This window comes from Lentilactobacillus farraginis DSM 18382 = JCM 14108 (assembly GCF_000583655.1).
GTDB classification, from domain to species: Bacteria; Bacillota; Bacilli; order Lactobacillales; family Lactobacillaceae; genus Lentilactobacillus; species Lentilactobacillus farraginis.
Map to the genome: position 1 here is coordinate 1 of NZ_BAKI01000087.1, position 2,577 is coordinate 2,577.

At 40.6% G+C, this 2,577-nt stretch carries 3 protein-coding genes; all 3 read right to left on the reverse strand.

Features of this window, described 5'->3' with window-relative positions:
- Positions 1-139: 139 nt before the first annotated feature.
- From istB to istA, 3 genes are read right to left on the reverse strand one after another with little or no spacing between them, the layout of a single operon-like run.
- Entirely contained in the window at positions 140-889 is a 750-nt protein-coding gene (gene istB / locus JCM14108_RS13655; RefSeq protein WP_035181506.1) for an IS21-like element helper ATPase IstB, read from the reverse strand.
- The gene (locus JCM14108_RS14190) at positions 876-1,439 is read right to left on the reverse strand and encodes a hypothetical protein (RefSeq protein ID WP_160168519.1); all 564 of its coding nucleotides are present in this window, start codon (positions 1,437-1,439) and stop codon (positions 876-878) included. Before JCM14108_RS14190 ends, istB begins: the two co-directional genes overlap by 14 nt.
- Positions 1,420-2,439: an IS21 family transposase gene (istA, locus tag JCM14108_RS13660; protein ID WP_051996236.1), complete on the reverse strand. Its 1,020-nt coding sequence runs from the start codon at positions 2,437-2,439 to the stop codon at positions 1,420-1,422. Before istA ends, JCM14108_RS14190 begins: the two co-directional genes overlap by 20 nt.
- Positions 2,440-2,577 lie beyond the last annotated feature (138 nt).

Sequence of the window (2,577 nt, forward strand, 5' to 3'; positions counted from 1 at the left end):
TGTGGCCGTCAAGTTCAACTGATCCAATTTCGCTCATTAAGATTGAGCCATTTTACCTATGTTTCGCTCATTAAGGTTGAGCCACCCTTATTCAAGCCTGATATGTAAATATTCAGGACTTTTTTCTACCTTTAATTACCTAATCATCAAAGATTGTCTGACGATGGGTAATCCGATAACTTTCGCCAACCAGTTCAATGACTTGGGATTTCTGGATCATTCGATCCAGAAAGGCACCGGTAATTACCTCATCACCAATGACTTCGCCCCATTGTTCGGGGCTTTTATTTGACGTAATGATAAATGAAGTCTGTTCATACAATTTATTGATGAAATGAAAGAATAAATTAGCTTCCATTTTATTCAGGGCCATAAACATCAAATCATCCAAAACAATCAAATTAGCTTTATATAAACGCTTTAGCCGGGTTTGAGATTGATGTGAGATTGTTTCGGTTTTTAAAACTTTTATCAGCTCACCCATCGTAAGAAAGATTGCGCTGTAACCGTGCTCGATTGCCTCGACGCACAAGCCAATGGATAGGAAAGTTTTTCCAACACCGGTTGGTCCTAAAAGAATTAAATTATAGCTTTGATCAATCCAATTTAATTCACGCAGTTCATTCATTTGTTTACGACTTAACGCTGGCTGAACGGTCAAATCAAATTCATCCAGTGAACGCTGATAAGGCAATGCCGCCCACCTTAAACGTCGTAAGCGTGCCTTTTCGGCTCGCGCTTGCTGTTCGTGTTCTAAAACCGATAAAAGAAAGTCGCCGTAGGTGGCTTCATGTGTATTGGCGGTTTGAATAAGTTCTGAAATAACCTTCGCCGTGGCACTCAACCGCAATTCCTGCATAATGGTTTGAATCTCTTTAGTTTGTTCCATAATGAGCTCCTTTTAGTATCTGAGTGTAAGTCGCTAATGGCCGCACTTCTGGTTGAATACTTTTTAGCTTCTCTTTGGTTGCTTGAGAAACCGGTAATTCAATTGCTTCGGCCTGCAGTCGCTCCAAGTGCGCTTCATAGCCGGGAAGTGTCGCCAAAGTTGTCTTAAATTCTGAAGCACTAACCAATTGATTATCCAGACAAAATTGGAGACTCTTATCTAACTCTTTCTTGGAATAAAGGCTCTGTAATCGCAAAATTACCTGCATTTGATCACGGATATAACGCGGATACTTTTCATGAATTTGTTGCACAAACTGTTTAGCGGCCTTTACCTGGCTAAACATTTGGACAACTTGTGCCTTTAGCTCTGGAATTCCAATTTGTCGGTTTCGACGGTCATTAGAACGCTGGATTAAGCGTCCTTTGGCGTGGGAGACCTGGTGCGTTGCTAAGATTTCACCGGTTTCCTGATCGATAATCCGCAACTGTTGTTTTTGAATTTGTAGAATAACTTTACGCCCATGAACGTCATAGGACAAAGGGGACACTATAGCGATTACTCTGATACATAATCGTGTTATCCTTGCGGATCGTTCGCTTGATGACTTGTTTAGTCACTGGTTGATACTGTGCGATTGGCTGTAGATAGGACTGCTCTTTTTGAAAAACCACTGCCGGAATTTGTTTGGTGCCATTATGCTGCTTGCCATTCCCTCGTCGCTTCAACCACGCCATTGATTCAAGATTCCAAGTACTAAGATCTCTAAAAATACGGCCTCGGGCAAAACTGTTTTTAACAAATTTCACCACGTTTTCAATTTTCCCTTTGGATTCCGGATCAAAGCCCCGGCATTCAATTACTTCAAACTTTTCTGCCTGATGAAAGGCTTGAAAAGCTCGTGTAAAAATAATTTCACCATTGTTTTCACTGACAACGATGATCCGGTCTTGATCGTAAACAATTTGTTTAGGTTTTCCACCTAGAAATTTAAAAGTATGCTGTAAGCAACGAATTAAATCTGCTGTTGTAAACGGTGTTTGCTGCCATTCAACGTATTTATAACGGGAATGAGCTAACACAAAGGCATAGAAATATAGCTTTATTCGACTACCGGAGGTAGTGGTCTGCCAGGTTTGACCAAAATCAACTTGTCCTTGTAAGCCCATTGGTAATTCCGGAACAGCTTCATACTGGCGTCGCTTACTATGCTTATCAAGTTTGTATTTTTTCCGCAGGTCACTGACATATCGCCGAACGGTACTTTCCGCAAAGCTACCATAATGACGTTCTTCCAACCAATCGCCAATCTGTGCTGCTGACATATCGGGATTCTTTCTGAGCCAATCAAGAATGGTTTCTTGGTAGTCGTCCAAGGCCTTTTTCCGGCTGCGCGTTGAAGCCAACCACTCAGACATTTCATTTTCATCACGGTCTAAATACGCTTTAACGGTATTTCTGGAAATGCTTAGTTTCGTCGCAATGCTTCTTCTTGAGAATCCTTGATTCTTTAAATCAATAATTTTTGAGTATAATGCCAATTTTTTCACCTTTTTCGACCTCCAGCACAATTTATCTTCCTATTGTACTGGATTAGTTAATTGTTTTAGCCAAGTGGCTCAATCTTAATGAGCGTTTTTGGATTAACCTTATTGATCGAAATTGGCTCACTTTATTTTAGCAGTTAC

Bases quoted from the DNA above. Each gene is read 5' to 3' on its own strand.
- istB (WP_035181506.1), bottom strand. From the start codon at position 889: ATGGAACAAACTAAAGAGATTCAAACCATTATGCAGGAATTGCGGTTG.